This is a genomic window from uncultured Limimaricola sp., from assembly GCF_964022235.1.
Lineage (GTDB): Bacteria > Pseudomonadota > Alphaproteobacteria > Rhodobacterales > Rhodobacteraceae > Limimaricola.
Genome location: NZ_CAXHZL010000001.1, coordinates 330,549 through 355,961 on the forward strand (window position 1 = coordinate 330,549; position 25,413 = coordinate 355,961).

Consider the following 25,413-nt stretch of genomic DNA (forward strand, 5'->3'; position numbering starts at 1 on the left):
GCATGAGGCGTGCTCAGGTCGCTTTGCGATGCGCCTCGGCGGCCTCGGAAATATGGTGCATCTCGTCGGCAAGCGCGCCTTCGATGGAGAGACCCTCGCCCGGAACGGCGCCGGGGTCCTCCTCGTCGCCGCTCATGTGGCTGCGGTCGCGAATATACTCGCGCAGCGCGTCGCCGGCCGGTCCATCGAGCGCGGAGACGAGATGGGCCAGCACCTTGCGCTGGGCCAGAAGACGCCCTTCGAGGGTTTCGACTGTAACGGACATGGGGGGCCTCCTGATCGGGTTCGGTTACAGAGCCAACGTCGCGGACGACCCGCGCGTTCCGGTGTCGCGTTTCAGACCGGGTCCTTGTGGATGATCACGTCGGCGCGCGGGTAGCGATTAAGGATCGCGCGCTTGAGCGCGGCACCGATGTCATGGGCCTGTGTCAGGCTCTGCGCCCCGTCGAGTTCAATGTGCAGGTTCACGAAGACCCGGCCCCCCGAGCGGCGGGTCCGCAGGTCGTGGTGGCCATGCACGCCGGGAAAATCGCGCGCGATTGCCTCGATCCCGGCTACGGTTTCGGCGTCGACCGCACGGTCCATCAGCGCGTCCCAGGCATCGCGCCCGATCCGCAGAGCGCCGCGCGCCATCAAGAGCGCGGCCCCGATGGCGACCACCGGGTCGATCCAGCCCAGTCCGAAGCGCTGAGAGGCCCAGAGCGCGCCGATGGCCCCGATGGCTGGGATCAGGTCGCCCAGATAATGCAGCGAATCGGCGGCCACCACGCGGTTGCCGGTGGCGCGCGCGACGTGGCGCTGCCAGGCGACCAGCGCGAGGGTGAGCACGATCGACAGCCCCATCACCGCGATGCCCGCACCTTCGGACATCGGCGCCGCCGGGGCGGGGTGGGCGAGCCGCTGTGCGCCCGCTCCACCGATCAGCGCCGCTGACGCGAGGATGAACAGGCATTGCCCGAGAGCCGCGAGATCCTCGGCGGCGCTGTGGCCAAAGGCGTGGTCGTCATCGGCGGGCCGCGCGGCATAGGTGATAGCCGCGAGCGCGCCCAGCGACATCGCAAGATCGAGTGCCGAATCCGCCAAGGTGGCGGCCACCGACAGCGCGCCGGTCTGGAATAGAGCCCAGAGCTTGGCCGCGATCAGGATCAGCGCCACGGAAACGGACGCGACCCCGGCCGAAAGGTTCAGCCGGTCGTCGATGTCGCGCGATGTCATGGGGTTAGTCCCGCGTCTCGTCGGGGGCCACGCCCCAAAGCAGCGACTTCGGCGCCCAGCCCTTGTAGCCCCCGGCGCTCAGCTCGCACCAGTCGGGTTCGCAATCGCCCAAGCGCGCCACCACACCGGCCTCGACCTGGGCCACGACCGTGGCACTCTCCTGTGGCTTGGCACGCAGCGGCAGCACTTCGGCGTCGACGATCACCGTGCGCACGCCAGACAGCATCGCGTAATGCATCCAGCCACCCACGCCTTCGCGGTCGGTGACGCGGCGCCAATGGCCGTATTCGGCGGTGACTTGAAGCGGCATGTCGCGGCGCAAAAACACCCAGTCGATGCGGTGCGACAGTGACGGCCCGCGCCGCACGTTGCCCCGGTCGGTCGACAGCGACACGAAGCGCGGCAACGGCAGGTTGGTCTCGGGGCCACGGGTGGGGCCCTCGGGCGGGGCGATCTTCTGCCGGGGGGCGTCTGGGGCGGTGGCCTCTGGAGGGGCAAGGGCAGGGGCGACCGCGTCCGGCGCGGCGGCCACGGCGCCGAGGTTCTCAGGGCGGGGTTTAGGGCGCCCGTCGCGGTCCTGCGCTTGCGCAGGCAGCGCCATGACAGCCACCAGAAGCGCCGCGATTGGTCCGAAATTCATCATTCGAGCTGTGTCCGTCCGGTCTCGATGCCATGCCCACGATGTGCGCAAGAGGCGCGTTCTTGCGTCGCGCGCCCGGTCCCGGCACTCTGTCACGATGCCGAGGCGGGGAAAAGCGCAAGGGAGATCGGAATGGCGGAGAAACGCCTTCGTGTGATCGCGACGCGACGCCTGCCCGCGCCCGTGGAGGCGCGGCTGGCGGCACTGTTCGACTTCACCCCCGGCCCGGCCGAAGCGCCGCTTTCGGGCGAGGCGCTCGATGCCGCTCTAGAAACGGCGGAGGTGCTCATCACCACCCTGTCGGACCGGATCGATGCGGATCGACTGGGCCAAGCCGGGGCCGGGTTGCGGCTGCTGGCTAATTTCGGCGCGGGCGTCGATCATCTGGATGTCGCGATGGCCGCGCGGCGCGGCATCGCGGTGACCAACACGCCCGACGTGGCAACCGAGGATACGGCGGATGTGACCATGGTGCTGATCCTGTCGGTCACGCGCCGCCTGCCCGAGGCCTTTGCGCTTTTGCAGTCGGGGGAATGGGGCGGTTGGTCGCCGGACCTGCTGCTCGGCGGGCGCATCGCCGGGCGCAAGCTGGGGATTCTCGGAATGGGCCGGATTGGTCAGGCGGTGGCGCGGCGCGCGGCGGCGTTCGGCATGGAGATCGGCTATAACAACCGCAACCGGCTTTCCAAGGAAGTCGAGGCGAGCTTGAGCGCGCGGTGGTGGCCCAGCCTCGACCAGATGGTCGCGCAATGCGACGTGCTGTCGATCAATTGCCCGCACACGCCCGCGACCTATCACCTGATCAACGCCCGTCGCATCGCGCTGATGAAGCCCGGTGCCGTCGTGGTGAACACCTCGCGCGGTGAGGTGATCGACGAGAACGCGCTGACACGGGCGTTGCGCGCGGGCGAGATCGGCGGCGCGGGGCTCGATGTGTTCGAAAAGCGGCGCGAGATCAATCCGCGGCTGAGGGCGTTGCCCAACGTCGTACTGCTGCCGCACATGGGCTCGGCCACGGTCGAGGGGCGGGTGGCGATGGGCGAGCGGGTGATCGCCAACATCGAGGCTCTGGCCAATGGCACCGAGCCTCCCGATCTCGTGACTCCACGGAACGCCTGAAGTCGCGGGTTCGCTGGAACCTGTACGACAGGAGCCGCGTTGCGAGCGCAACTGGGACAAGTCGGATACGTGTTCACATGCGCAACTGGGCCATCGCATTCTTCGCGCTCGCACTGCTGTCGGGCTTCGCCTGCCTCGGCGCCAATACGCATGAGGATCTGAGCGGCGCCCGCTTTCTGATGGTGCTCTTCGGTGTGCTCGGCGCCTATGCCGCGACGACCCACCAGCTGCGGTCTCGCGGCGCGTCTAATGGACGTCGGCGGCCCGTCGACAACGGGCCGCTCAACATCTGATCAGTTCGAGATGCGCCGGGCGAGGCGCTGGCCCGGCAGATCGGCACCAAGAACCTGCACGCGTGCATCTCGCGCAAATCCTGCGATCAACTCGCGGTAATAGCCACCGGCCGAATTGGCGACAGCGCCCACAAGCGTGCCGGTACGGCTCTCCGCGGCCTCACCTGCGAGAACCTGGATCGTGTAGCTGGCCCGCAATGTGCCCGCCGGATCGACAACCCGCACCGCACCCGAAAGCCTCGATTGATCACGGCCCAGCGCCGTGGACGTGCCGCCCGCAAGGTTGAGCCGCGACACCTCGACCATCATCTTCCACTTGCCGCCACGGCCCAACCGGTCGGCGAATTCGCGGCTGAGTGCGGCGTCGAGGTCGGGCGCGATGCGGCTGGTGTAGTCGCGCGCGGCCCCGCTCTCGAAGCCCGCCCCTTCCGCGGTCACCACGATGTCGGCAAGCTGCATCTCACCGCGCGCGGCGCGCGACAGTGGGTTCGGATCGGGCGTGCCGCAGGCGGCAAGCAGCCCCGCGAGGCCGAAGGCGATCAGGTGGCGGCGGTTGAACATGTCTGCTCCCTCAAGACGTTGCCTCAGCGGTATATCTCGTCCTCGGTCGGAAAGGCGCGTGACTTCACGTCCTCGGCATAGCGTTTCACCGAATCTTCGATCATCGGGCCGAGCTGGCCGTAGACCTTCACGAATTTCGGGGTCCAGGGGTTCAGGCCCAGCATGTCCTCGAGCACGAGGATCTGGCCGTCACATTCGGCGCTGGCACCGATGCCGATGGTGGGGATGTCCACCGCCTTGGTGATCTTCGCGGCCAACGGTTCGACCATGCCCTCGAGCACCACGGCGAAGGCGCCCGCTTTGGCCACGGCGCGGGCATCCTCGAGATGCGCCTCCCAAGTGTCCTCATCGCGGCCTTGGGTCTTGAAGCCGCCCATGACGTGGCTCGATTGCGGGGTCAGACCGATATGCGCCATCACCGGGATGCCGCGTTCGACCAGAAAGCGGATCGTCTCGGCCATGCGCGCGCCGCCCTCCAGCTTGACCGCGCCGCACTGGGTCTCCTTCATCACCTTGGCGGCGTTGCGAAAGGCCATGGCGGGGCTTTCCTCATAGCTGCCAAAGGGCATGTCGACGACGACCAGCGCCCGCTTGGTGCCGCGCACCACGGCGCGGCCGTGCATGATCATCAATTCGAGCGACACGCCGACCGTGCTCTCCATGCCGTGCATCACCATGCCGAGGCTGTCGCCCACGAGGATGAAATCGGCGTAGCGGTCGACGATGGCGGCGGTGTGCGCGTGATACGAGGTCAGCGACACGATCGGCTCGCCGCCCTTGCGGCGCGCGATCTGCGGAACGGTGACGCGGCGGACCGTCTCGGTTTGGCTGCTCATGGGGTGATCTCCCTTTGATCGATCAACAGGACCTCGCCGAACTGGGCCGAGATCATGATGGCTATGGGCTCCGACAGCGGCGCGTCGGGCGTTTGGCGCAACGGTGCGAGGCTTTGGGGTGCGACGATGTCGAGCCCGGTAAGCCGCGCACGCGGCTCGTCGGCGATGGTTGCGCGGATCGCGTCCTCGATCGCCGAGGCGCTGCCGCCTTCCGTCGCGACCCGCTCGGCACGGTCGAGCGCGCGGTTGAGACAGAGCGCGGCGATGCGGTCCTCGGGCGTCAGCCGCACATTGCGCGACGACATGGCAAGCCCGTCAGCCTCGCGCAGCGTCGGCACACCTTGAATGTCGATGTTCATGTGCAGATCGCGCGCCATGCGGCGGATCACCTGAAGCTGCTGGTAATCCTTTTCGCCGAAATAGGCAGCGTCGGGGCGGGTGATGTTGAACAGCTTGGTGACCACGGTGGCGACGCCCCGGAAGTGCCCGGGCCTGAGCGCGCCGTGCAGCCGGACCGCGAGATCTCGCGTCTCGACAATGGTTTCGTCGCCTTCGGGGTAGATTTCGTCGGCGCGCGGGATCAGCACCGCATCGCAACCCGCCGCCTCCAGCATCGCGAGATCGGCCTCTTCGGTGCGCGGGTAGGTCTCGAGGTCTTTGGGGTCGCCGAACTGGGTCGGGTTCACGAAAATGGTCGCCACGACGCGGCCATGGTCGCGCCTCGCGGCGGCGATCAGGCTCATGTGGCCCGCGTGCAGCGCGCCCATCGTGGTCACCAGCCCGACACTGTGGCCTGTCGCGCGAAAGCCTGCGACCGCGTCGCGGATGGCAGCGATGGAGCGGCAGACGTACATGGTTGTCCTCCCAGACCTTGGCCGTCTTTTACGGGGGCGGAGAGGGCCTTACAACAGGCCGCGCTCAGCCGGTGGGTGGCCAGGATTTGGGGAAGGTCGCGGGCAGGGTGCCTTCGAGAAGTTCGGCGTAGCTTCCGATGGAATGGCCTTCCTCCACGTCGCCCACCGGCGGGCTGAGCCAGTGGACGCTGCCGATATGGCGAAAGCCGAAGAAACGCGGCGGCAGGTGGCACAGCGTGTCGTCGGTCCGGCAGATGTTGAGTACGAAGCCCTCGCGACCGAAATGCGCGCGGCCCAGATAGGGGCGCGGGCTACCGAAAGAGAGGCTCGGGACACCGAGCGAAGCGCCGACGATCTGCGCCGAGGCCGCCCCCAGCGAATGACCGATGATGAAGGCGGGCTTTTGCGGCTTGGCAAAGGCGTAGACGATCTGTGCGTGTTCGAGAAAACCCGCATGCCATAGCGCGCCGCTGTCGCCCGGTGCCATGCGAAACCCATGCGCGTCGGGGGCGCGGTCGTGGATCAGATCGAAGTTGAACTCGAACCAGTCCGAGAATTCGTTGGTGCCCGCGATATAGAGGATGCCGCGTTTCAGCATCGCGGCCTGTACGCCGCGCAGATCGATGGTCTCGACAACGTCCGGCCCGTCGAGGCCGCCACCCATACGTTCGATAATCCGCGCCGCCTCGGCGACATCCAGCGTCTTCATGGCGTGCCCTCCCGACGAAAGCGCAGAAGATACGCCCATTGGAGGCCAAGCCACGTCGTCCTGTCCAGAGATTCCGGGGCTGCGCCGCACCGCTTGTCGCATTCGGCGCGCGAGAGGTCGCCGGGCTTCGCACCCTTGCGCGGATTCGCGCGATGGTGCGCAAAGGCCAGCCCGGAGACCGCGCGATGAAGACCCATGTGAAAGCCCTTGTCGTCGGCGGTGGCGCCGTTGGCACCTCGATTGCCTATCACTTGGCCAAGGCCGGGTGGGACGATGTCATGCTGCTCGAACGCGACGAGCTGACCTCGGGTTCGACATGGCATGCCGCCGGGTTGCTGCCCTATTTCAACATGTCCTACGCCACCACATGGATCCACGATCACTCGATCAAGCTCTACAAGACGTTGGAGCAGGAGACCGGGCTCGATGCGGGCTTTTTCGTCGTCGGCAACCTGCGCATGGCGCAGTCCAAGGCGCGCATGGACGAATACATGCTCTATGCCGCGACCGCCGAGACGGTGGGTGTGCCGTTTGAGTGGATGACGCCGGCGCAGATCAAGGAGCGCTGGCCGTTGGTGCGAACCGAGGATCTCGAAGGCGCGATCTTCCATCCGACCGATGGCTACATAAACCCCGCCGATGTCACCATGGCGATGGCCAAGGGCGCGCGGCAGAGGGGCGTCACGATCGAGCGGCGCTGGCAGGTCGACGGTTATGAATGGACCGGGTCGGAGTGGCGCGTCACTGTCACCAAGATGGTCGAAAAGGGCGGCAACCTCGTGGCCTCGGACGAGAGCCAAGTCATCACCGCCGAGCATGTCGTCACCGCCACCGGCAACCACGCGCAGCGCACGGCGCGGCTTCTGGGCATCAAGATCCCCGCGATCCCAGTTGAACACCAGTTCATTGTCACCGAGCCCGACCCGGCGCTGGTCGAATGGCGCAAGAGCAACGAGCAGCACCCCGTTCTGCGCGATGCTGACGCCAAGTGGTACGTGCGCGAGGAGCGCGGCGGCTGGATCCTCGGACCTTACGAACGCGGGGCCCCCGCGCGCTTCCCCTACGGCGTGCCCGACAGTTTCCGTGCCGACCTGTTCCCGCTCGATCTCGACCGGATCGAAGAGGAATACATGTCGATGATCCACCGCATTCCCTCCTCGGAGGAGGTGGGGCTGAAGGACGATTTCAACGGCCCGATCTGCTACACCCCCGACGGCAACCCGCTGATCGGTCCGGCGCCGGGCCTGCGCAACATGTGGCTTGCCGAAGGCTTCTCCTTCGGCATCACCGCCGCCGGCGGGGCGGGGCATTACCTCGCGCAGTTGATGGTCGAGGGCGAGGCCGAGATCGACATGGCGAGCCTTGACCCCAAGCGGTTCGGCCCTTGGATGACCACCGATTATGCCGTGGCCAAGAACGAGGAGGCCTACGAACACGTCTATATCCTGCACCACCCCGACGAGGAGCGTCCGGCGGCACGGCCCCTGCGCACCTCGCCCGCCTATGACCGGCAAAAGGAAAAGGGCGCGCAGTTCGGCGTGGTGAACGGTTGGGAGCGTCCGAATTATTACGGCCCCGTCGGCGCGCCCGAGAGCTTCGATCATGACAGCCGCTCGTTCCGGCGCGGCGGCTGGTGGGAATACGCCGCCGCCGAGGCCAAGGCGATCCGCGAGGGCGTGGGCCTTATCGATGCCACCGCGTTTACCAAGCACATGGTCAGCGGGCCGGGTGCGGCCGCCTTCCTCGATTGGTTCACCACCAACAAGCTGCCCAAGGTGGGCCGCATCAATCTCACCTACGCGCTGACCGATGCCGGCACCACGCGCACCGAATACACCATCGTGCGGTTGGCCGAGGACCGGTTCTACCTCGTCTCGGCGGGCGTTTGGAGCGCCTATGACGGTGACTTCCTGAGAAAGGCCGTCGAGGACAAGGAGCCCGAGTTCGGTCGGATCGATGTGCAGGACGTCACCACCCAATGGGGCGTCTTCGCCATCGCGGGGCCGCGATCGCGCGAGGTGCTGAACCGGCAAGTGCGCGATGCCGAGCCGGAGACAGTGCTGTCGAACAAGCGCTTCCCGTGGCTGTCGTGCCGCGAGATCGAGCTGGGCATGGTGCCGGTGCGGGCGCTGCGCGTGGCATATACCGGCGAGCTGGGCTGGGAGCTGCATCACCCGATCGAAATGCAGAACCACCTTTGGGACAAGCTCATGGAGGCGGGGGCGCCTTCCGGGATGACGCTCGTTGGCGCGCGCGCCCAGAACTGGCTTAGGCAGGAAAAATCCTACCGCGCCTTCGGCACCGAGCTGGGTCGCGACGCGACACCATTGGAGGCCGGACTGGACCGCTTCGTGGATCTGTCGAAGGACTTCCACGGCAAGGTGGCGATGGAAGGGATCGGCCTCCGCTCCAAGTGCGTCACGCTTCTCATCGACGGGCCGGCGGACGCCGATCCCTGGGGCCGTGAGGCGCTCTATGCGGGCGGGGAAAAGGTCGGGCGGTTGACGTCGGGCGGCTGGTCGGCCGCCTTCGGCAAATCCATCGGCATGGGCTATGTGCGCCCCGATTTCGCTGCGCCGGGCACCAAGCTCAAGGTCCGGATGTTCCGCGAGCTTTGGGATGCCGAGGTGACCGAGGACAGTCCTTATGATCCCACGAACGCGACGATCAGAGCGGATGGCTGAAAGAGGGCGATCCCTCGGGGAGAGCGAAGGGAAAGCAGCAGAATATCTCGGATTGGATGCCGTAAAAGGCTGGCGCTCACGCGCATGTGATACTACCTATGATATGCTTGCATCCTGAGAACTCTTCTCATGAGTGAATTCGGAAATGCATAATGCCTCGTATTATCACGCCTCATAATGTTTCACGGAACTTGCCATGACCGATATTAACCCGACCACTGCGGCTACCCCCCAGAAAGACGCCTATTTTGAAACCAAGATCGTCTATGGTCTGTTTCTCGGCGGACTCGTTTTCGGGCCGCTGGCCCTCGGCGCGCTGATCTACGCCTATGTCGCTCGCAAGGAGGGCCAGCCGGGCGCGACGCATTTGAGTTTCGTCATCCGGAGCTGCTGGTTCGGGATTGCTGGGATGGTGCTGGGGATGTTCACGGCGCTTTTCCTGATCGGCTTCGCAATTGTCGGCGTGACTTGGATCTGGCTCGTCGTGCGCGGTATTTCCGGCATTCGTACTGCGTTCGAAGGTCGCGAGCTGTCCGACTCAAAGTCGCTCGGTTTCATCGCGAAGTAACCCCGATCGCCTAGGTCTCCTGAATAAGATGGGGCTGGCCGCATGACGGCCAGCCCCATTGTCTTTTGATGGTGACCAAGAGGCCCCCGACCGCGTCTACTGCGGGATGTCGCCCTTGAGGCCTTCGACATAGAAGTTCATGCCAGCGAGCGTGCCGTCGTCGGCCACTTCGCCTTCGGCGAGCCAGTCCGAGCCGTCCTGCTTCTTGAGCGGGCCGGTGAAGGGGTGCGTTTCGCCTGCGGCAATCGCGTCCTTGAGCGCCAGCGCGGCCTCCTTCACCTCGGCGGGCACCGCATCGGTGATTTCGCCGATCTCGACCATGCCGCTGTCAATGCCGTCCCAGGTGTCCGTCGACTCCCAAGTGCCGTCGATCACCGCGCCGACGCGGTCGACGTAATATTGGTTCCAGTTGTCGATGATCGAGCTGACGCGGGGTTTCGGCGCGTAGTCGAGCATGTCCGAGGCCTGGCCGAAGGTGATGACATCGCCCGCCTCTTGTGCGGCGGCCTGCGGCGCGGTGGAATCGGTGTGCTGCAGGATCACGTCGGCGCCCGCGTCGATCAGCGCCTTGGCGGCCTCGGCTTCCTTGGCCGGGTCGAACCAAGTGTAGGCCCAGACCACACGGAATTCGACCTCGGGGTTCACCTTCTTGGCCTGAATATAGGCGGCGTTGATGCCGCGGATCACCTCGGGGATCGGGTAGGAGCCGATGTAGCCGATGATGTTGCTCTCGGTCATTTCGCCGGCGATCAGGCCCTGCACCGCGCGGCCCTCATAGAAGCGGGCGGAGTAGGTCGAGACGTTGTCGGCGCGCTGGTAGCCGGTGGCGTGCTCGAACTTCACATCCGGGAACTTCGCGGCGACGTTCATCGTCGCTTCCATGAAGCCGAAGGACGTCGTGAAGATCATGTCCGCGCCCTGCAGCGCCATCTGGGTCAGCACGCGCTCGGCGTCGGGGCCTTCGGGAACGCTCTCGACATAGACCGTCTCGACCTTGTCGCCGTATTCCTCCTCGACGGCGAGGCGGCCCTGGTCGTGCTGGTAGGTCCAGCCGAGATCGCCCACCGGCCCGACATAGATGAAGCCCACCTTGGTCTTGTCATCTTGCGCCATCGCCCCGGTGGCGATGACTGCAGCGGCGGTGGCACCGAGAAGCACTGTCTTGAAGGTCATGTCGTTGTTCCCTGTTGGTGGAATCTTCCGCCTCAGCTCGAGGCGTGGAAGGGGCGGCCGAGCGAGCCGGGCGCACGGCCCGCTCGCAGGATGACGAGAACGAGGATGGTTGCCAGATAGGGCGCCATCTGCAAATATTCGATCGGGATCTGCACGCCGCCCGAGGCCTGCAACGCCAGCTGCAGGGCCGTGGCGCCGCCGAAGAGCCACGCGCCGAGCACCAGTCGTCCCGGTCGCCAGCTTGCGAAGACCACGATCGCGAGCGCGATCCAGCCCGCGCCCGCCGTCATGCCTTCGGTCCACTGCGGCACGCGCACAAGGCTGAGATAGGCGCCGCCCAGACCGGCGCAGGCACCGCCGAAGGCGATCGCCGCGAGGCGTACGCGCACGACCTTGTAGCCCAAAGCATGCGCGGCTTCGTGGTTTTCGCCCACGGCGCGCAGCACCCGGCCCATGCGGGTACGATTGAGAAACAGCCAGACGCCCAGCACGACGGCCAGCGCGATGTAGACCATCGCGTCGTGGCGAAACAGCACTGGGCCGAGGAACGGGATGTCACGCAGCAGCGGGATATAGAGGTCCGGCACCGCCGGGCCCTTCACGCCGATGTAACCCTGACCCAGCACCGCCGAGAGGCCGAGGCCGAACAGCGTCAGCGCGAGGCCCGTGGCCACTTGGTTCGACAGGAAAAGCTGTGTGAGGACGCCGAAGACCATCGACAGGAGCGCGCCGCCCAAGGCCGCGCCGGCAAAGCCGAGCCATGGCGAGCCAGTCATGGTGGCCACGACGAAGCCGCAGACGGCGCCCGTGATCATCATCCCCTCTACCCCGAGGTTCAGCACGCCGGCGCGTTCGACCACCAGCTCGCCGATGGCGGCGAGAAGGATCGGGGTGGAGACGATGATGATCGCCGAGAGCAGCAGGATCGGATCGATGTTGCTCATGCCAGCGCCCTCCGGCCGAAACGGACGCTGAAGTTGGTCAGCACATCGACCGCGAGCAGGAAGAACAGCAGCATGCCCTGAAACATCTGGATCGCGGCAAGTGGCAGGTTCATCTGCAGCTGCGCCAGCTCTCCGCCGATGTAGGTCAGCGCCATCAACAGCCCCGCGAGCAGGATGCCGATCGGGTTCAGCCGCCCGAGGAAGGCCACGATGATCGCGGTGAAGCCGTAGCCCACGTTGAAGTCGATGCCGAGTCGGCCCGCGGGTCCTGCGACCTCGAACATGCCCGCAAGCCCCGCGAGCGCGCCAGAGATGCCCATGCAGACCACCACGAGCCAGCCTGGATTTACGCCGCCGAAGACGGCAGCACGCGGGCTTTGCCCGGCGAGGCGCACCCGGAACCCGAGCTGGTGGCGGGTCATCACCACCTGTCCGACGATCACGGCAATGAGCGCCAGCGCCACGCCCCAGTGCAGGCCGGTGCCGGGCACGAGGTCGAGGTTGGCCGCCGACGGGTATTGTGACAGGTTGCGCGATCCCGGAAAGCCCCGGCCCTCGGGGTTGCGCAACAGGCCCAGAGCCATGGAGGCAAGCAGTGCCTCGGCGACATAGACCAGCATGAGGGAGACCAGCACCTCGTTGGTGCCGAAGCGTACGCGCAGGAGGGCCGGGATCATCGCCCAGAGCATGCCGCCCAGCGCGCCCGCGAGGATCATCGCGGGAAAGACGAGCCATGTCTCGGCGGGATAAAAGGCAAGGCCGGTGGCAGCGGCGCAGATCGCGCCGAGGATGTATTGCCCCTCGGCCCCGATGTTCCAGATCCCGGCGCGAAAGCCCAAGGAGAGGCCTATGGCGATGAGGATCAGCGGCCCGGCCTTCACAAGAAGCTGCGGACGCGAGTAGGAGGCGAAATCACCGAAGAGCGGATCCCAGAAAATCGTGCGGATCGCCTCGAAGGGGTCCTTTCCCATGAGAGCGAACATCAGCCCGCCCGCGATCATGGTCAGCGCCACGGCGACGAAGGGTGTGGCCAGTGTCCAGGCACGCGACGGCTCGGGGCGGCGCTCAAGCCGGATCATGCGGCCTGCTTCCGGGCGCGCGGGCCCTGCGACTTTACTCCAGAAATACTCAAGATCCCTCAGCCTTCCCCATGCGCAGGCGCGAGGTCATGCGCGCCCCCCAGCATCATTCCGATCTCGTCGATCCCCAGCCCTTCGGCGGGACGCGGTGCGCTCAAAGCGCCGCCGTTGAGCGCCGCGAAGCGGTCCGAGATCTCCATCAGCTCGTCGAGGTCCTGGCTGATAACGATCAGCGCGGCCCCGGCTTCGGCCAGATCCAGCAATGCCTGCCGGATCGTCGCGGCGGCGGCGGCATCGACGCCCCATGTCGGTTGGTTCACGACCAGCACCTCGGGGCGCTGCAGGATTTCGCGTCCGATGACGAATTTCTGCAGGTTGCCGCCCGACAGCGCGCGGGCTGCGGTGCCGGGACCGGGCGTGCGCACGTCGAACCGCTCGATTACCCTTTCGGCAAAGCCGCGCGCACGGCCCCAGCGCAGGAAACCGTGACGCACGAGGCCTTCGCGCGGGCCCGCGGTCAGCAGCGCGTTTTCGGTCAGGCTCATATCCGGGGCCGCGGCATGGCCCATACGCTCTTCGGGGGCGCAAAGAAGACCCATGTGGCGGCGCGCGTTGACGCCTTCGCGCCCGATCTCACGGCCCTTGAAGCGGATCATGCCGGGCGCGGTCGCCATCTCGCCTGACAGCGCCATGGCCAATTCGTCCTGACCGTTGCCCGCGACACCGCCGATGCCCAGCACCTCGCCCGCGCGCAACTCCAAGTCGATGTGCTTGAGGGCCGTGCCGAAGGCGCGGGGAGCGGGAGCCGAAAGGCCAGAGAGTTGAAGCACCACCTCACCGGTCCGCCCCCCCGCGCGCGACGGCGTAGCGAGCGTCGCGCCGACCATCTGCTCTGCCATGTCGCGCGCAGCCGTGGTCTTGGGATCGCATGTGCCGACGACGCGTCCATGGCGCAGGATCGTGGCGCTGTCGCAGATCGTGCGGATTTCTTCGAGCTTGTGGCTGATATAGAGGATCGACACCCCTTCGGCGCGCAGCTTGCGCAGGGTCTCGAACAGGATGTTCACCTCCTGGGGGGTGAGCACCGAGGTCGGCTCGTCCATGATCAGCAGGCGCGGTTCCTGCAGCAGGCAGCGCACGATCTCGACGCGCTGGCGCTCGCCTGCCGAGAGGTCGCCGACGATGCGGTCGGGGTCGAGCGGCAAGCCGTAGGACTGGCTGACTTCGCGGATCTGCTCGGCGAGACGCCCTAGCGCGGGTGGTGTCTCCATGCCGAGCGCCACGTTCTCGGCCACGCTCATCGCGTCGAAGAGCGAGAAATGCTGGAACACCATGGCGACGCCTGCGGAACGCGCGGCGCGCGGTTCGGCAGGGGCGAAGAGCTGACCCTTGAAACGCATGTGTCCTGCGTCGGGCTGCACGAGGCCGTAGATCGTCTTGACCAGCGTCGACTTGCCGGCACCGTTTTCGCCCAAGAGCGCGTGCACCTCGCCGCGAGCGATGTCGAAGGAGACCTCCGAATTGGCCACAACGCCGGGATAGGCCTTGGTCAGGCCGGACAGCTCCAGAAGCGGCGTGGTCATACGGCCCGGTCCCTCGTCATCTTCTCGTTCCCGCCTTTCAGTAGCGCGGCGGCGACGCCGACGGCAATGGCCTGCGGGTCGCGGCCCAAGGAGGTGTCGCCTATCGGACAGGCGATGCGCGAAATCAAGGCGTTGGAATGACCCAGCGCCGAGAGCCGCGACCGGAAACGGGCCCATTTCGTGGCCGAACCGATGAGGCCGCAACTGGCAAAGCCATGGCTGAGGGCGGCATGACAGAGGGCGAGGTCGAGGTCGTGGTCGCGCGTCAGGATCAGGTGATCGGCCTCTTGCGGCGCGCGCGGCATCAGGGCAGCGGGGGCTGCGGCCGGGATCACGATGACGCCTTCGGGAATATCGGTCGGAAAGCAGTCGGGCGCGAGGTCGATCCAAGTGATGGCGCGCCCCGGCATCGGGGCCATGACCGAGACGATCGCCCGGCCGACATGTCCGGCACCCCAGACCCAGAGCGGGCGGCGTTCGGGCGGGGCCGCCTCGATGAGCCAGCCGTCGATCAGGGTCGGGGCCGCACCGGGGCGCATTGCGCCCAGCTTGCGCGCGACCGATACCGGCATGTCACCGGCGGGGCCGAGCGGGCGAGCGCGGGGCAGGGTGTCCGGCAGGGAGGCGTCATCGAAGCGCTCCCACACCAGCGTCACCGCCCCGCCGCAGCATTGGCGCAGCGTGGGGCCGAGCGGCAGGCGGCGCTGGGCCGTGGGTCGTCCTGCTGCCAACATGTCGCGCGCCGAGAGCACGGCCTCGTGTTCGAGCGCGCCGCCGCCGATGGTGCCGGATTGGCCGCTGCTCCAGACCAGCATCGCGGTGCCGGGATCGCGCGGTGCCGACCCGGCGGTCGCCGCGACCAGCACCCGCACCACCGGGCCATGCGCAGCGATGGTGGCGGCGAGTGCCGGGCGATCGAAGCTCATCCGCGCGCCCTCCGGCAGGCGGCGAGCACGCGTTCGGCCGTCGCGGGGGCGTCGAGGTTCGGATAGACGGGGCCGCAGGCCGAGGCCGCATGGCTCAGCGCGAGGAAGGCCGAAATCCCGAGCATGAAGGGTGGCTCGCCCACCGCCTTGGAGCGGTAGACGGTCTGGGCGGGGTTCGGCACGTCCCACAGGTCCACATGAAACAGGTCGGGCCGGTCCGAGCAGGCGGGGATCTTGTAGGTCGAGGGCGCATGTGTCCTGAGCGCGCCCTTGTCGTCCCATACAAGCTCCTCGGTGGTGAGCCAGCCCGCGCCCTGCACATAGCCGCCCTCGATCTGCCCCTTGTCGAGCGCGGGGTTCAGCGACTGGCCCGCATCGTGCAAGATGTCGGTGCGCAGGATGCGGTTTTCACCTGTGAGCGTGTCGATCACCACCTCGGTCACGGCGGCGCCGTGGGCAAAGTAGAAGAACGGACGCCCCTGTCCCTTGATACGGTCCCATTTCAGATCCGGCGTCTTGTAAAAGCCGGTGGCCGAGAGGCTGACCCGCGCCTCGTAGGCAAGCTTCACAGCCTGCTCGAAGCGGAGCACTTCACCACCGACATGCACCTCGTCGTTCTCGAAGCGGACCTCGGAAGCAGCGCATTGGTGCAGCCCGGCGAGGAAGTCGGCGATGCGGTCGCGGATCGTGTCGCAGGCGTTCTGCGCGGCCATGCCGTTCAGGTCCGAGCCCGAGGAGGCGGCGGTGGCCGAGGTGTTGGGCACCTTGTGGGTGTCGGTCGCGGTGATCCGTACCCTCTCGATCCCGACGCCAAAACGCGAAGCCGCGACCTGTGCCACCTTGCGAAACAGGCCCTGTCCCATCTCGGTGCCGCCGTGGTTCAGGTGGATCGAGCCATCCTGATAGACATGCACCAGCGCGCCTGCCTGATTGAGATGGGTCAGCGTGAAGGAGATGCCGAACTTGACCGGCGAGAAGCCGATGCCGCGCTTGAGGATCGGGTTTTCGGCGTTCCACGCGGCGATGGCCTCGCGGCGTGCGCGATAGTCCGAGGTCTCCAGCAGCCGTTCGGTCATCTCGTGCAGGATGAAGTCGGTGACCTCCATGCCATAGGGCGTGGTGTTGCTGCCGCTTTCCGGTTCGGCGTTGCCAGTGGGCAGCTGCGCCTGCGCACCGCGCGAGGCAAGGTCGGTGTCGTTCTCGGCGGGCAGCGAGGGGGTGGGGTCGTCGTGGTGCTGCGCCTGTTTGTTCAACTCGGACGCGGCGCGGTAGTAGTTGCGGCGGCGCAACTCAATCGGGTCGAGGCCCAGGCAATGCGCCACCTCGTCCATCACCCGCTCGATCCCGAGCACGCCCTGCGGCCCGCCGAACCCGCGATAGGCGGTGGCGGACTGGTGGTTGGTCTTGAGCCGGTGCGAGGTGATGCGCACGGCCTCCAGCAGATAGGCATTGTCGGCGTGCAGCATCGCCCGGTCGGCCACCGGCAGCGACAGATCGAGCGACCAGCCGCAGCGGGTGTAGTGAGTGAAGTCGAGACCCAGCACCCGGCCCCGGTCGTCAAAACCAACCTCGTAATCGACGCGGAAGTCATGCCGCTTGCCGGTGATGGTCATGTCGTCGTCGCGATCGTAGCGCATCCGGCAGGCGCGGCCGGTCTTTTGCGCGACAATGGCGCAGGCCACGGCGAGCGCGTTGCCCTGACTTTCCTTGCCGCCGAAGCCGCCGCCCATGCGGCGGCACTCGACCTTGACCGCCGACATCGGCAGGCCGAGCGCATCGGCCACCTTGTGCTGGATCTCGGTCGGGTGCTGGGTCGAGGAGTGGATCGTGACCCCGTCCTCCTGCGGCTGGGCCATCGCGGCCATGCCTTCGAGGTAGAAGTGCTCCTGGCCGCCCATCTCGATCCGGCCCCTGAGCTTGCGCGGGGCCTTGGCGATGGCGGCCTCGGCGTCGCCCTTGGACCAGACGCGCGGCCCATCCTCGAAGCGCGCATTCGCGGCAAGCGCCTGCTCGACGGTGAGGATCGGTGTTTCTTCGTCGTATTCGACCTCTGCCAGCCTTGCGGCCTTGCGTGCAGCAAGGTGGCTGTCGGCGGCGACGAGGAACAGCTGCTGGCCGATGTAATGCACCGTGCCGTCCGACAGCAGCGGCTCGTCATGCGCGCTTGGCGAGCAATCGGCGGGACGGTCGAGGTCGTCCGCCGTCAGCACCAGGGCGACGCGGGGGGCGGCGCGGACCTTGTCGAGGTTCATCGACACGACGCGCCCACGCGCGATGCGCGACAGGCCGAAGGCGAGGTGCAGCGCATGGGCCGGGGCCGGAATGTCGTCGATGTAGCGGGCTTGGCCCGTCACATGCAGGACGGCGCTGTCATGGGGGAGGGGAAGGCCGACGCTCATGCCCGCACCTCCAACACGCTGGTTTTCTGGCCTGATACTTCTGCAAAGTAGCGCCGCGCGAGGCCCTGTGCGGCCTCAAGCCGATACTGCGCCGAAGCGCGCATGTCCGACAGCGGGGTGAAGTCCTCGGCCAGCGTGGGCAGCGCCGCCTCGACGCTCTCCATGTTCCATGGCTTGCCGGTGAGCGCAGCCTCGAAGGCGGAAGCGCGCTTGGGCGTCGCGGCCATGCCGCCGAAGCCGGTGCGCGCACTCGTGACGGTGCCGTCCTTTACGGTCACGTCGAAAGCGGCGCAGACGGCGGAGATGTCCTGATCGAAGCGCTTGGAGATCTTGTAGACGCGGAAGGTTTCGCGCCCCTCGGGCAGGCTCACCGCCTCGACGAACTCGCTCGCCTGCCGGTCCTGCTTGCCATAGTCGATGAAGAAATCCTCAAGCGGCAGCTCGCGGCGCGCGTCGCCCCGTCGCAGGTGGATCGTGGCGCCCAGCGCGATCAGCGCCGGCGCGTTGTCGCCGATGGGCGAGCCATTGGCGAGACTGCCGCCGATGGTTGCGGCATTGCGCACCTGTACCGAACCATAGCGGCGCACCATCTCGGCATAGGAGGGGTAGGGCGCATCAAGTGTCTCAAGAACCCGCGTCATGGTAACGCCCGCACCAAAGCGGATGCGGCCATCTTCGCGCTCGATGGTCTGCAGATCGGCGCAGCGGTTGAGAAAGGCTGTCTCGGGCAAGGCGCGCAGGCCCTTGGTGACCCAGAGCGCGACATCCGTGGCCCCGGCGATCAGCGTGGCGTCGGGATGGTCGAGATACCACGCGGCCAGCTCGTCCGCGTTCTCGGGAATGAAGCCCGGTGCCTCAGTCAGAGTCTTGCCCGTGCCACGGCCCGCCTCCGGCTCGTAGGGCGCACGACCGCCTGCGGGTGCTGCGGCGGCATCGGCGCGCGCGGTCGCATCACCGGCCGATCCGGTCGCGATGAGGGCTTCGAGCTTGGCGCGGTCGTTCTCGATCCATGCGGGCAGGGGAGTGCCCTCGGCGGCACGGGCGGCGCGGATGATCGGCGCGTAGCCAGTGCAACGGCACAGGTTGCCCGCAAGCTGGTCGTCGTGATCGGTGCGGCCTTGTGCATGGGCGGCGGCCATCGACATCACGAAGCCCGGTGTGCAGAAACCGCACTGGCTGCCGTGATGATCCACCATGGCCTGTTGCACGGGGTGCAGCGCACCGGCCTCTGCCAGCCCCTCGACCGTGCGCACGGCGCGCCCCGCGAGTTGCGGCAGGAACAGGATGCAGGCGTTGAGCGCGCGCAGGCCGCCTTCGGGATCGGTGACGATCACCGTGCAGGCCCCGCAGTCGCCTTCGTTGCAGCCTTCCTTGGTGCCGGTCAGGCCCCGTTGTTCACGCAGGTAATCGAGCAGGCTGCGCGTCGGCGCTCCGCCTGAACGTACCGTCTCTCCGTTGAGAAGAAACGCGATATCGGTCATCGCAAGATCCGCCGCCTTACCGGATAGGTCATGAGCCGATGCGCCCGGTCGATGCGGCGTAGACCGGGCGGCCCTTGTGTCAAACCTCATGAAAGCCGATGCCATGCGCGTTTGGCAAGCCTCACGTGCCTGTCGTTGCGGCACAACCTCGGCCGCGCGGGCGAATTTGCAGCAACTTGCCCGCAAAACGAGAGGAGACACCTTGGGTTGCCCGTTCCGGCGGCGCGGTGGGGATTGGCTGGCAAGCCCATGCGTGGGCCGGGCATCACAATCGCGGGCCTTGACGGAGCGGCAGTTCGTCGCCCGCTTTCCGTGCCCGTCCAGCGCGCGTAGAACCAGCCTATGGCCAATCCTAGATTCATCCATCTGCGCGTCCATACCGAGCATTCGCTGCTCGAAGGGGCGATTCCCGTGAAGAAGCTGCCCGGTCTCGCCGCTAAGGCCGAGATGCCGGCAGTGGCGATCACCGACACCAACAACATGTTCGCCGCGCTCGAATTTTCCGAAACGGCGGCGAAGTCGGGAATCCAGCCGATCGTCGGCTGTCAGGTCGATCTGTGCTATCTGCCGCCAGAGCCGGGCAAGCGGCCCGAGCTGCCCGCGCCCATCGTGCTGTTGGCGCAGACCGAAGCTGGCTACATGAATCTTATGAAGCTGAACTCGTGTCTCTATCTCAAGAGCGATGGGCAGCTTCCGCAGGTCTCGATCGAGGAGATCGAGGCACTGTCAGGCGGGCTGATCTGCCTGACCGGCGGCCCCGACGGCCCCGTCGGGCGGTTGTTGCGGCAGGGCCAGCGGCCAAAAGCCGAGGTGCTGATGGAGCGGCTGAAGGCGGCCTTCCCGGATCGGCTCTATGTGGAACTGCAGCGCCATCCAGGCGAGGACGGTCTTCCCGAGGCCGAGAAGCTGAGCGAGCGCGGCCATGTCGAGATGGCCTATGCGATGGAGCTGCCGCTGGTCGCGACCAATGACGTCTATTTCCCCAAGCCCGAGATTTACGAGGCGCATGACGCGCTGATCTGCATCGCGCAGGGTGCCTATGTCGACCAGCAGGAGCCGCGCCGTCGCCTGACCGCGCAGCACTACTTCAAGAGCCCACAGGAAATGGCGACGCTGTTCGCCGACCTGCCCGAGGCGCTGGAGAACACGGTCGAGATCGCCCGCCGCTGCGCCTTCAAGACCTACAAGCGCGCGCCGATCCTGCCCAAGTTCGCCGATGACGAGGTGGTGGAACTCCGCCGGCAGGCGCAACAAGGGCTGAAGGACCGCCTCGCCGTCATTCCGCATGCGGTGAGTGTCGAGGAGTACGAGGCGCGGCTCGAATTCGAGCTCGGCATCATCGAGGGCATGGGCTTTCCCGGTTATTTCCTGATCGTCGCCGACTTCATCAAATGGGCCAAGGACCATGACATTCCCGTCGGTCCGGGTCGGGGCTCGGGCGCGGGCTCTCTGGTGGCCTACGCGCTCACCATCACCGATCTCGATCCTTTGCGCTACAGCCTGCTGTTCGAGCGATTTCTCAACCCCGAGCGGGTTTCGATGCCCGACTTCGACATCGACTTCTGCATGGATCGCCGCGAGGAGGTGATCCGTTATGTGCAGGAGAAGTATGGCCGTGAGAAGGTGGGCCAGATCATCACCTTCGGCGCGCTCTTGTCCAAGGCCGCGGTGCGCGACGTGGGCCGGGTGCTGCAGATGCCCTACGGTCAGGTCGACCGGCTGTCGAAGATGATCCCCGTGGAGGGGGTAAAGCCGGTCTCGATCGAAAAGGCGCTGGCCGACGAGCCGCGGCTGCGCGAGGAGGCGAGGAACGAGGAGGTGGTGAACCGCCTGCTGACCTATGCGCAGCAGGTCGAGGGGCTGTATCGCAACGCCTCGACCCACGCCGCCGGCGTGGTGATCGGCGACCGGCCGCTCGACGCGCTGGTGCCGCTCTACCGCGATCCGCGCTCCGACATGCCCGCAACCCAGTTCAACATGAAGTGGGTCGAGCAGGCGGGTCTGGTGAAGTTCGACTTTCTCGGTCTCAAGACGCTCACGGTCATCCAGAACGCGATGGACCTGATCCTGAAATCGGGCCGGCCGTTGCACGTGGCCGAGGACGGGACCGAACTGTACCAGCCGCCCGAGGGCGCCGAGAACCAGATCAACCTGATCCCGCTCGACGACGAGAAGACCTACAAGCTCTATGCCCGCGCCAAGACGGTCGCGGTGTTTCAGGTGGAATCCTCGGGCATGATGGATGCGCTCAAGCGCATGAAGCCCACCTGCATCGAGGACATCGTGGCGCTGGTGGCGTTGTATCGTCCGGGCCCGATGGAGAACATTCCCACCTATTGCGAGGTGAAGAACGGCACGCGCGAGCTGGAGTCGGTGCATCCCAGCATTGACCACATCCTCGCCGAGACCCAAGGCATCATCGTCTATCAGGAACAGGTGATGCAGATCGCGCAGGTCATGGCGGGCTATTCGCTCGGCGGCGCCGACCTGCTGCGCCGCGCCATGGGCAAGAAGATCGCCGAGGAGATGGCCAAGGAGCGGCCCAAGTTCGTGACCGGTGCCACCGGCAATGGCGTCGACAAGAAGAAGGCGATGGAGGTCTTCGACCTTCTCGAGAAGTTCGCCAACTACGGCTTCAACAAGTCGCACGCCGCCGCCTATGCCGTGGTGAGCTACCAGACCGCGTGGCTCAAGGCGAACCACCCGGTCGAGTTCATGGCGGGCGTCATGAACTGCGATATCCACCTCACCGACAAGCTCGCGATCTATTTTCAGGAGGTCCGAAAGGGGCTGTCGCTGGAATGGACGCCGCCCTGCGTCAACCGCTCACAGGCCACATTCGACGTGAAGGACGGCAAGCTCGTCTACGCGCTTGGCGCGCTCAAGAACGTCGGTGTCGAAGCGATGAGGCTGATCGTCGAAGGGCGCGGCGAAAAGCAATTTGCCACGCTCTACGATCTCGCACGGCGCGTGGATCTCAAAAGAGTGGGCAAACGCCCATTGGAGATGCTGGCCCGAGCCGGGGCCTTCGACGCGCTCGATCGCAACCGCCGTCGGGTGTTCTCGGGCCTCGATGCGCTGGTGGCCTATTCGGCCGCGATCCACGAGCAGAAGGCCTCCGCGCAAGTGTCGCTCTTTGGCGAGGCGGGCGAGGATCTGCCCGAGCCGCGCCTGCCGCAGGTGACCGACTGGCTTCCGGCCGAGCGTCTGGCCGAAGAGTTCAAGGCGGTCGGCTTCTACCTTTCGGGCCACCCGCTCGACGACTACCTCGCGCCATTGAAGCGCAAGGGCGTGATGACGCTCGACGAGGTATTGGAGCAGGCGGGCGCGCGCGGTGCCTTTGTCGGCAAGATGGCGGGCACCGTCGCGGGGCGGCAGGAGCGCAAGTCGGCGCGCGGCAACCGTTTTGCCTTCGTGCAGCTCTCGGACCCGACGGGGCAGTTCGAGGTGACGATGTTCTCGGACACGCTGGAGGTCGCGCGCGAGCATCTGGAGACAGGTAGCCAGGTCGTGGTGCAGGTCGAGGCGACGATGGAGAGCGATCAGCTCAAGCTCTTGGGGCGTTCGGTCGTGCCGATCGAAGGGGTGGTCGCGGATGCGGGCGGCTCCGGCTTGCGCGTGTTCCTCGATGCGCCCGACGCGATCACGCTTCTGGCCAACGTGCTCGAACGGGCAGGGCGCGAGGTGCCGAAAGGCCAGCGGATCGCTCGCGGGCCGATCAGCATCTGCCTGATGGGCGACGGGCTGCCCGGCGAGGTCGAGATCGACTGCGGTGCCGACTGGCCGGTGACGCCGCAGATCAAGGGAGCGCTGCGCTCGCTGCCCGGCGTGATCGAGGTCGAAGAGGTCTGAGCGCCGCACCGCTCGGCGCGATGGACGAAGAGGGATCGCGTGCTAGAACCGGGCAAGGCCCCAACAGGAGACCGCCCATGCGCCCCGTCCTCGCCCTTTGCGCTCTGATTGCCCTCGCGGCCTGCGAGGCCGGTCCCGGCGGTGGTGGCAGCGCCAGCGTGTCGGGCCCCGCGCCCGACAGCCGCGAGATCGCGCTGGGGGCCTCGCTGCCCTTCGGCGAGGTCGCCACGGTCTGTGGCCTGTCTAAAAAGGCGCTGGGCACGCCGGTCGCCACCGAGTCGGGCTTTACCCTCTACGACACCGCCGCCACTTCGACCGGTCAGCGCACGCAGTATGTCACCGGCTTCGATGATGGTTGCGCGCGACAGTTCACCGCAGCGCTGGCGCTGTTCGGCGACATTGGTACGCATGAGACGCTGGCTTACGGCTCGGGTGTTTTGCACGACACGGTGGGGGCCGCCTATGAGGAGGTGAAGGGCCAGATCTGTGGCGTGCCCAACGGCCAGCCCTGCGGCAGTGCCGCGCCGAAACTGGCGCGCAATACGACCTTTCTCACTGCCTATGCCGCCTTCGGCGCAAGCGGGCGGCATGCCGACATGCTGCTGCATGACGGGCGGGCTCTGGCGATGGGGGTCGAGGGCTGAGCCGTCAGTAATGCGGCGGGCGCTGGTCGGTCAGGGTGACGCTGCCTTCGGCGTCGGCCTCGGCCCGCTCGGTCAGCCGCATCACCTGACGTGTCAGCACCGCGATCTCGCGTTCCTGCCGCGTCACCACGTCCGACAGGTCGTCGACGGCGCGGATCAGGTGGCTCAGCTTCTCTTCGATGTCGATCTGGTCGGTCATGCCCCCTGAAAACGCCGATCCGGCGCGCGGTGCAAGCCCCAATCGCCATGCGTACGGATGCGTCGGAGCGCGCCCGGAGGTTGCCCCCGTGAGCCGCCCGCGCTAAGCCCGCGCGCGACTCCGCTCCTCGAAAGGACGACCATCCATGGCCAAGGACAAGATCCGCCGCCCCCGCGCCGAAACGCCGAAGGGGTTCCGCGACTATTTCGGCGCCGAGGTCACCGCGCGCGCCGCGATGCTGCGCCGGATCGCCGAGGTCTATCATGCCTATGGCTTCGATGCGCTTGAGACCAGCGGCGTCGAGACGGTCGAGGCGCTGGGCAAGTTCCTGCCCGACGTGGACCGCCCCAACGAGGGTGTCTTTGCGTGGCAGGAAGACACCGAGACCGACAAGCCCGGCGATTGGTTGGCGCTGCGCTATGACCTGACCGCGCCCTTGGCGCGGGTCTATGCGCAGCACCGCAACGATCTCCCCACGCCATACCGCCGCTATGCGATGGGCCCGGTCTGGCGCAACGAGAAGCCCGGCCCCGGCCGGTTCCGGCAGTTCTACCAGTGCGACGCCGACACCGTGGGCGCGCCCTCCGTCGCCGCCGACGCCGAAATCTGCGCCATGCTCGCGGACACACTGGAAGCGGTCGGCATTTTGCGCGGCGATTACATCGTGCGTGTCAACAACCGCAAGGTTCTGAACGGCGTGATGGAAGTGGCGGGCGTGCTCGACCCCTCCGACCCCGAGAAGTTCACGACCGAGCGTGGCATCGTGCTGCGCGCCATCGACAAGCTCGACCGGCTGGGCACCGACGGCGTGCGTATGCTGCTGGGCGAGGGCCGCAAGGACGACAGCGGCGACTATACCCAAGGTGCGGGCCTCGGTGCCGACCAGGCCGAGGTGGTCATGGGCTTCATGGAGGCGCGCCGCGACACCGCCGAAGCAACGTTGGCACGGCTGCGAGAGCTGGTCGGCACATCGCAGATCGGTGCCGAGGGCGTGGACGAGCTGGAGACCATCGCGGGGCTTTTGGCCGCGCAGAGCATGGGGCCCGACCGCGTGGTCATCGACCCCTCGGTGGTACGAGGCCTTGGCTACTACACCGGACCGGTGTTCGAGGCGGAACTCACATTCGAGATCCTCGACGAGAAGGGTCGTCCGCGTCAGTTCGGCTCGGTCGCGGGCGGCGGGCGCTACGACGATCTGGTCAAGCGCTTTACCGGGCAGGCCGTGCCCGCCACCGGCGTGTCGATCGGCGTCGACCGTTTGCTCGCCGCGCTGGCCGCCAAAGGGCGCGGGGCCGAAGAGGCGCAAGGCCCGGTGGTTGTCACCGTCATGGACCGCGACCGCATGGCCGACTATCAGGAGATGGCTTCCGAGCTGCGTGCCGCTGGGATCCGCGCCGAGGTTTATCTCGGCAACCCCAAGAACTTTGGCAACCAGATGAAATACGCCGACCGGCGCGGTAGCCCGGTCGCGGTGATCGAGGGTGGCGACGAGAAGGAGCGCGGCGTCGTGCAGATCAAGGACCTGATCCTCGGCGCGCAGATCGCGCAAAACGCGACGCTTGAGGAGTGGAAGGATCGCCCCTCCCAGATCGAAGTGCCACGTGCCGAGCTGGCCACGCGGGTGAAGGCGATGATCGAAGGCCAATCGTCATGA

At 66.8% G+C, this 25,413-nt stretch carries 22 protein-coding genes; 7 read left to right on the top strand and 15 right to left on the bottom strand.

Annotated features, from left to right (window positions below; genetic code table 11):
• Positions 1–13: 13 nt before the first annotated feature.
• The 3 genes from AADJ02_RS01725 to AADJ02_RS01735 all read right to left on the bottom strand — a co-directional run bounded on the left by AADJ02_RS01725 (position 14) and on the right by AADJ02_RS01735 (position 1,858).
• Positions 14–265, bottom strand: a complete 252-nt coding sequence (locus AADJ02_RS01725; protein ID WP_341211264.1) for a hypothetical protein — start codon at positions 263–265, stop codon at positions 14–16.
• A gap of 71 nt (positions 266–336) precedes the next feature.
• Positions 337–1,215: a cation diffusion facilitator family transporter gene (locus AADJ02_RS01730; protein ID WP_341211265.1), complete on the bottom strand. Its 879-nt coding sequence runs from the start codon at positions 1,213–1,215 to the stop codon at positions 337–339.
• A 4-nt stretch (positions 1,216–1,219) separates the two neighbouring features.
• Entirely contained in the window at positions 1,220–1,858 is a 639-nt protein-coding gene (locus tag AADJ02_RS01735; RefSeq protein ID WP_341211266.1) for an SH3 domain-containing protein, read from the bottom strand.
• Between the two features lie 129 nt (positions 1,859–1,987).
• On the opposite strand from AADJ02_RS01735, the gene AADJ02_RS01740 reads away from it, so the two are divergent.
• Positions 1,988–2,974: a D-glycerate dehydrogenase gene (locus AADJ02_RS01740; RefSeq protein WP_341211267.1), complete on the top strand. Its 987-nt coding sequence runs from the start codon at positions 1,988–1,990 to the stop codon at positions 2,972–2,974.
• 77 nt (positions 2,975–3,051) lie between these two features.
• On the top strand, positions 3,052–3,267 hold the full coding sequence (locus AADJ02_RS01745; RefSeq protein ID WP_341211268.1) for a hypothetical protein: 216 nt from the start codon (positions 3,052–3,054) through the stop codon (positions 3,265–3,267).
• On the opposite strand, the gene AADJ02_RS01750 is transcribed toward AADJ02_RS01745, so the two are convergent.
• The 4 genes from AADJ02_RS01750 to AADJ02_RS01765 all read right to left on the bottom strand — a co-directional run bounded on the left by AADJ02_RS01750 (position 3,268) and on the right by AADJ02_RS01765 (position 6,227).
• Positions 3,268–3,828 (bottom strand): hypothetical protein, encoded by a 561-nt coding sequence (locus AADJ02_RS01750; protein ID WP_341211269.1) that lies wholly within the window; start codon positions 3,826–3,828, stop codon positions 3,268–3,270.
• A 23-nt stretch (positions 3,829–3,851) separates the two neighbouring features.
• On the bottom strand, positions 3,852–4,664 hold the full coding sequence (gene panB, locus AADJ02_RS01755; protein ID WP_341211270.1) for a 3-methyl-2-oxobutanoate hydroxymethyltransferase: 813 nt from the start codon (positions 4,662–4,664) through the stop codon (positions 3,852–3,854).
• Complete coding sequence (gene panC, locus AADJ02_RS01760) at positions 4,661–5,518, bottom strand: pantoate--beta-alanine ligase (RefSeq protein WP_341211271.1); 858 nt, start codon at positions 5,516–5,518, stop codon at positions 4,661–4,663. The genes panB and panC overlap by 4 nt, the downstream gene beginning before the upstream one ends.
• A gap of 64 nt (positions 5,519–5,582) precedes the next feature.
• Entirely contained in the window at positions 5,583–6,227 is a 645-nt protein-coding gene (locus tag AADJ02_RS01765; protein ID WP_341211272.1) for a hypothetical protein, read from the bottom strand.
• 185 nt (positions 6,228–6,412) lie between these two features.
• Between AADJ02_RS01765 and AADJ02_RS01770 the strand changes: the two genes are divergently transcribed.
• Positions 6,413–8,911, top strand: coding sequence for an FAD-dependent oxidoreductase (locus AADJ02_RS01770; RefSeq protein ID WP_341211273.1), 2,499 nt, complete (start codon positions 6,413–6,415; stop codon positions 8,909–8,911).
• A 196-nt stretch (positions 8,912–9,107) separates the two neighbouring features.
• A complete protein-coding gene (locus AADJ02_RS01775) occupies positions 9,108–9,479 on the top strand; it encodes a hypothetical protein (protein ID WP_341211274.1) in 372 nt (123 codons plus the stop codon).
• 96 nt (positions 9,480–9,575) lie between these two features.
• On the opposite strand, the gene AADJ02_RS01780 is transcribed toward AADJ02_RS01775, so the two are convergent.
• From AADJ02_RS01780 to xdhA, 7 genes are read right to left on the bottom strand one after another with little or no spacing between them, the layout of a single operon-like run.
• Positions 9,576–10,652 (bottom strand): BMP family ABC transporter substrate-binding protein, encoded by a 1,077-nt coding sequence (locus tag AADJ02_RS01780; protein ID WP_341211275.1) that lies wholly within the window; start codon positions 10,650–10,652, stop codon positions 9,576–9,578.
• 32 nt (positions 10,653–10,684) lie between these two features.
• Positions 10,685–11,596 (bottom strand): ABC transporter permease, encoded by a 912-nt coding sequence (locus AADJ02_RS01785; protein ID WP_341211276.1) that lies wholly within the window; start codon positions 11,594–11,596, stop codon positions 10,685–10,687.
• Positions 11,593–12,675 carry an ABC transporter permease gene (locus AADJ02_RS01790; RefSeq protein ID WP_341211277.1) on the bottom strand — a complete coding sequence of 361 codons (1,083 nt, stop codon included), beginning with the start codon at positions 12,673–12,675 and terminating at the stop codon, positions 11,593–11,595. Before AADJ02_RS01790 ends, AADJ02_RS01785 begins: the two co-directional genes overlap by 4 nt.
• A 59-nt stretch (positions 12,676–12,734) precedes the next feature.
• Positions 12,735–14,258 (bottom strand): ABC transporter ATP-binding protein, encoded by a 1,524-nt coding sequence (locus AADJ02_RS01795; protein WP_341211278.1) that lies wholly within the window; start codon positions 14,256–14,258, stop codon positions 12,735–12,737.
• A complete protein-coding gene (gene xdhC, locus AADJ02_RS01800) occupies positions 14,255–15,184 on the bottom strand; it encodes a xanthine dehydrogenase accessory protein XdhC (RefSeq protein WP_341211279.1) in 930 nt (309 codons plus the stop codon). The genes AADJ02_RS01795 and xdhC overlap by 4 nt, the downstream gene beginning before the upstream one ends.
• Positions 15,181–17,583: a xanthine dehydrogenase molybdopterin binding subunit gene (gene xdhB, locus AADJ02_RS01805; RefSeq protein WP_341211280.1), complete on the bottom strand. Its 2,403-nt coding sequence runs from the start codon at positions 17,581–17,583 to the stop codon at positions 15,181–15,183. Before xdhB ends, xdhC begins: the two co-directional genes overlap by 4 nt.
• A complete protein-coding gene (gene xdhA, locus AADJ02_RS01810; RefSeq protein ID WP_341211281.1) occupies positions 17,580–19,064 on the bottom strand; it encodes a xanthine dehydrogenase small subunit in 1,485 nt (494 codons plus the stop codon). The genes xdhB and xdhA overlap by 4 nt, the downstream gene beginning before the upstream one ends.
• Before the next feature lie 342 nt (positions 19,065–19,406).
• On the opposite strand from xdhA, the gene dnaE reads away from it, so the two are divergent.
• Positions 19,407–22,916, top strand: a complete 3,510-nt coding sequence (gene dnaE / locus AADJ02_RS01815) for a DNA polymerase III subunit alpha (RefSeq protein ID WP_341211282.1) — start codon at positions 19,407–19,409, stop codon at positions 22,914–22,916.
• Positions 22,917–22,993: 77 nt separating this feature from the next.
• Positions 22,994–23,560, top strand: a complete 567-nt coding sequence (locus tag AADJ02_RS01820; protein ID WP_341211283.1) for a hypothetical protein — start codon at positions 22,994–22,996, stop codon at positions 23,558–23,560.
• A 4-nt stretch (positions 23,561–23,564) separates the two neighbouring features.
• Here AADJ02_RS01820 and AADJ02_RS01825 read toward each other — a convergent pair whose 3' ends face one another.
• Positions 23,565–23,759 carry a SlyX family protein gene (locus AADJ02_RS01825; protein WP_341211284.1) on the bottom strand — a complete coding sequence of 65 codons (195 nt, stop codon included), beginning with the start codon at positions 23,757–23,759 and terminating at the stop codon, positions 23,565–23,567.
• Positions 23,760–23,904: 145 nt separating this feature from the next.
• Here AADJ02_RS01825 and hisS point away from each other — a divergent pair, with 145 nt between their 5' ends.
• Complete coding sequence (hisS, locus tag AADJ02_RS01830) at positions 23,905–25,413, top strand: histidine--tRNA ligase (RefSeq protein WP_341211285.1); 1,509 nt, start codon at positions 23,905–23,907, stop codon at positions 25,411–25,413.

Excerpts from the sequence above, each read along its gene's own strand:
- AADJ02_RS01725 (WP_341211264.1), bottom strand. The coding sequence starts at position 265 with ATGTCCGTTACAGTCGAAACCCTCGAAGGGCGTCTTCTGGCCCAGCGC.
- AADJ02_RS01730 (WP_341211265.1), bottom strand. The coding sequence starts at position 1,215 with ATGACATCGCGCGACATCGACGACCGGCTGAACCTTTCGGCCGGGGTC.
- AADJ02_RS01735 (WP_341211266.1), bottom strand. The coding sequence starts at position 1,858 with ATGATGAATTTCGGACCAATCGCGGCGCTTCTGGTGGCTGTCATGGCG.
- AADJ02_RS01740 (WP_341211267.1), top strand. The coding sequence starts at position 1,988 with ATGGCGGAGAAACGCCTTCGTGTGATCGCGACGCGACGCCTGCCCGCG.
- AADJ02_RS01745 (WP_341211268.1), top strand. The coding sequence starts at position 3,052 with ATGCGCAACTGGGCCATCGCATTCTTCGCGCTCGCACTGCTGTCGGGC.
- AADJ02_RS01750 (WP_341211269.1), bottom strand. The coding sequence starts at position 3,828 with ATGTTCAACCGCCGCCACCTGATCGCCTTCGGCCTCGCGGGGCTGCTT.
- panB (WP_341211270.1), bottom strand. The coding sequence starts at position 4,664 with ATGAGCAGCCAAACCGAGACGGTCCGCCGCGTCACCGTTCCGCAGATC.
- panC (WP_341211271.1), bottom strand. The coding sequence starts at position 5,518 with ATGTACGTCTGCCGCTCCATCGCTGCCATCCGCGACGCGGTCGCAGGC.
- AADJ02_RS01765 (WP_341211272.1), bottom strand. The coding sequence starts at position 6,227 with ATGAAGACGCTGGATGTCGCCGAGGCGGCGCGGATTATCGAACGTATG.
- AADJ02_RS01770 (WP_341211273.1), top strand. The coding sequence starts at position 6,413 with ATGAAGACCCATGTGAAAGCCCTTGTCGTCGGCGGTGGCGCCGTTGGC.
- AADJ02_RS01775 (WP_341211274.1), top strand. The coding sequence starts at position 9,108 with ATGACCGATATTAACCCGACCACTGCGGCTACCCCCCAGAAAGACGCC.
- AADJ02_RS01780 (WP_341211275.1), bottom strand. The coding sequence starts at position 10,652 with ATGACCTTCAAGACAGTGCTTCTCGGTGCCACCGCCGCTGCAGTCATC.
- AADJ02_RS01785 (WP_341211276.1), bottom strand. The coding sequence starts at position 11,596 with ATGAGCAACATCGATCCGATCCTGCTGCTCTCGGCGATCATCATCGTC.
- AADJ02_RS01790 (WP_341211277.1), bottom strand. The coding sequence starts at position 12,675 with ATGATCCGGCTTGAGCGCCGCCCCGAGCCGTCGCGTGCCTGGACACTG.
- AADJ02_RS01795 (WP_341211278.1), bottom strand. The coding sequence starts at position 14,258 with ATGACCACGCCGCTTCTGGAGCTGTCCGGCCTGACCAAGGCCTATCCC.
- xdhC (WP_341211279.1), bottom strand. The coding sequence starts at position 15,184 with ATGAGCTTCGATCGCCCGGCACTCGCCGCCACCATCGCTGCGCATGGC.
- xdhB (WP_341211280.1), bottom strand. The coding sequence starts at position 17,583 with ATGAGCGTCGGCCTTCCCCTCCCCCATGACAGCGCCGTCCTGCATGTG.
- xdhA (WP_341211281.1), bottom strand. The coding sequence starts at position 19,064 with ATGACCGATATCGCGTTTCTTCTCAACGGAGAGACGGTACGTTCAGGC.
- dnaE (WP_341211282.1), top strand. The coding sequence starts at position 19,407 with ATGGCCAATCCTAGATTCATCCATCTGCGCGTCCATACCGAGCATTCG.
- AADJ02_RS01820 (WP_341211283.1), top strand. The coding sequence starts at position 22,994 with ATGCGCCCCGTCCTCGCCCTTTGCGCTCTGATTGCCCTCGCGGCCTGC.
- AADJ02_RS01825 (WP_341211284.1), bottom strand. The coding sequence starts at position 23,759 with ATGACCGACCAGATCGACATCGAAGAGAAGCTGAGCCACCTGATCCGC.
- hisS (WP_341211285.1), top strand. The coding sequence starts at position 23,905 with ATGGCCAAGGACAAGATCCGCCGCCCCCGCGCCGAAACGCCGAAGGGG.